Below are 2,535 nucleotides of genomic sequence, written 5' to 3' on the forward strand. Positions count from 1 at the left end.
AGTTTAGGGTTTAAACTTATATTTTTAATTTAAAAAAGCCAAATGTACATACACGATGTCAAAATCCTTGTATTGTACATTTGGCTTGTTTTATTGTTTCAGTTCTTTTAAAAGCTTTAGGAGTTCCAAAACATCCGCTTTGGGTGTTGCCCAAGAAGTCACGAATCGCGCTTCCATATTGTTTTCATCATAAGGATGCTCTGCTTCATAGTAACAAAGCTTTGACAACGCGTTATGAATCTCGTTTGGTAGGATCGTAAAGATCAAATTCGTTGAGGGTTTTGTCACGAGCTCATAGCCAAGTTCTAAAATGCCTTCCTTTAAAATCGTTGCCATTTCATTGGTGTGCTTTGCAATTTCAAAATACAAATCGTCTTCAAATAAGGCTCTAAACTGAACACCAAGCAATCTCCCCTTGGCAAGTAGTGCCCCTCTTTGTTTTATTGAAAACCGCATATGATCTTTTAACTTATCATTGGTTATAACTAATGCCTCTCCAAAGAGAATGCCGTTTTTCGTACCACCTACAGTGAAGGCATCTGTTAGATTTGTAATATCTTCAATCGTCATATCATTGTCTTCACAGGTAAGGGCATTTGCAAGTCTAGCACCATCTAAGTAGAGATAAAGACCATATTTATCGCAAGCTTTTCTAATATCCTCAAGCATAGCTTTAGTGTATATTGTACCTGTTTCAGTAGCATTTGAAATATATACTAATTTAGGCAAGACCCAATGCTCATCTGCATGCTTTAAGATTGCCTTTTCAATCATTTCAGTGGTGAACAAGCCATCTTTTGATTCCATTTCAATTATTTTGTGACCAGTTGCCTCAATTGCACCTGTCTCATGTACAGAGATATGACCAAGATCCGTTGCGATAACAGCTTCATAAGGTCTTAAAAAGTGTGCAATGGCAATGGTGTTTGTCTGAGTGCCCGTAACCAGAAAATGGACATCTGCATCTGGTTTGCCAATTCTTTTTTTGATGCGCATAGCAGCTTCAGCTGTGATTTCATCCATTCCATAGCCCACATGCTGGTCCATATTTGACTTCACAAGCGCATCAAGGACTTTGGGATGTGCCCCTTCTGAGTAATCGTTCATAAAATACAACATAATAATTCCCTCCCTAATAATAAATCCCTTTTGTCAAACCATTCATCTCTTTATTTAGGTTTGTACACTCAATATCATAGCTTTTTTGGGGGAAAATATCAAATTCAAATGCGCCTAAAAAAAGTTCTGAACAAATTATATGTTCAGAACTTAAATACGTGTCTCCTATCTTTTCTTCCATTCAGGCTCTCTTTTCTTTAAAAAGGCTTCCACACCCTCATGGGCATCCTCTGTTGTGCAAAGGGAAGCAAAATGATGGTTGGTCAGTTCCATTGCCTTTTTCAAATCAAGATCTTCCATCTTATAAAACGATTTTTTACCGAGTTGAAGCGCCAATGGGCTTTTCTTAGCGAGTTTTCGTGCATAAGCCAGGGTTTCTTCTTCAAGCTTATCAGCCGGCACAACTTTGTTAATGAGGCCAATTCGCTCTGCTTCATTAGCATCAATGAGCTCTCCCATCATAATAAGTTCTAAAGTCTTTTTTCTCCCCAAGCTTTTTAGTAATGGCACTGCTGGGCCCATGCAAAACAAGCCTACATTTATGGCAGTTGCCCCAAATTTAGCATTATCTGCAGCAATCGCTAAATCACATGCCGCCACTAGACCAATGCCATTTGCTACAGCTATTTTATGAACAGAAGCAATTACGGGTTTGCCCATGCCAGCAATGGTGAGATTCATTTTCTCCATTAATTCAATCCATTTTAAATATTCAATATTGGTCTTTCCTTCTAAATCATTAATATCTATGCCTGTACAGAAATTACGGCCCTTTGCATTGATGATGATAACATTGACTTGGTCATCATTTTCAAGCTCTATTAGCGCATTGTTTAATTCCACCGCAAGTGGCACATTAAAGGTATTGTTAAAATCAGGTCTGTTCAAGGTCACTATACCAATATAATCATTTTTACTGACGATAACACTTGTATACTCCATAGAAATACTCCTTTTTGATAACTGACATTTTATAAGTTGATAATTACTTATTTAAAGTACGCAACATAAGAATCTATACCCTGTTAAGTATTGACCTACACTTGAATATACATATTTTCAAACTTACATTAAAACTCATCTGTCTAAGAAATATTACAATGATGTTCTATGATTTTTACGACGTGCTCTATGTCATGATTTTCCGCACTACATACACATAGCCTCAATCCTTCAGGGTGCTCAAATCCATCGATATAATTTGAGTTCGTACTGCTTACCAATACTTTATTGTCAAAAAGCTTTTTTTCAAGATATAATGATGAATGCTTTCCTGTCTCCAAGTAGGCATACAAGCCTGTAGAAGGAATGTGCCATACAATTTTGTCCTGTGCCTTATTACAGAGCTTTCTCAATATATCCATTTTGTTTTTATAATAATCTTTTGTTCGCTTCACATGATGCCTATACATGCTA

4 protein-coding genes are annotated in these 2,535 nt (G+C 36.7%); all 4 read right to left on the reverse strand.

Annotated features, from left to right (window positions below; translation table 11 throughout):
- Positions 1–90: 90 nt before the first annotated feature.
- Complete coding sequence (locus AC220I_RS21200; protein ID WP_486725863.1) at positions 91–1,119, reverse strand: threonine aldolase family protein; 1,029 nt, start codon at positions 1,117–1,119, stop codon at positions 91–93.
- A 13-nt stretch (positions 1,120–1,132) separates the two neighbouring features.
- The gene (locus AC220I_RS21205; RefSeq protein WP_486725864.1) at positions 1,133–1,300 is read right to left on the reverse strand and encodes a hypothetical protein; all 168 of its coding nucleotides are present in this window, start codon (positions 1,298–1,300) and stop codon (positions 1,133–1,135) included.
- Positions 1,285–2,061, reverse strand: a complete 777-nt coding sequence (locus AC220I_RS21210; RefSeq protein ID WP_486725865.1) for an enoyl-CoA hydratase/isomerase family protein — start codon at positions 2,059–2,061, stop codon at positions 1,285–1,287. The genes AC220I_RS21205 and AC220I_RS21210 overlap by 16 nt, the downstream gene beginning before the upstream one ends.
- A gap of 143 nt (positions 2,062–2,204) precedes the next feature.
- On the reverse strand, positions 2,205–2,535 hold a 331-nt coding region (locus AC220I_RS21215), incomplete at its 5' end, for an aminotransferase class I/II-fold pyridoxal phosphate-dependent enzyme (protein ID WP_486725866.1).

It is taken from the genome of Fusibacter sp. (assembly GCF_057447755.1).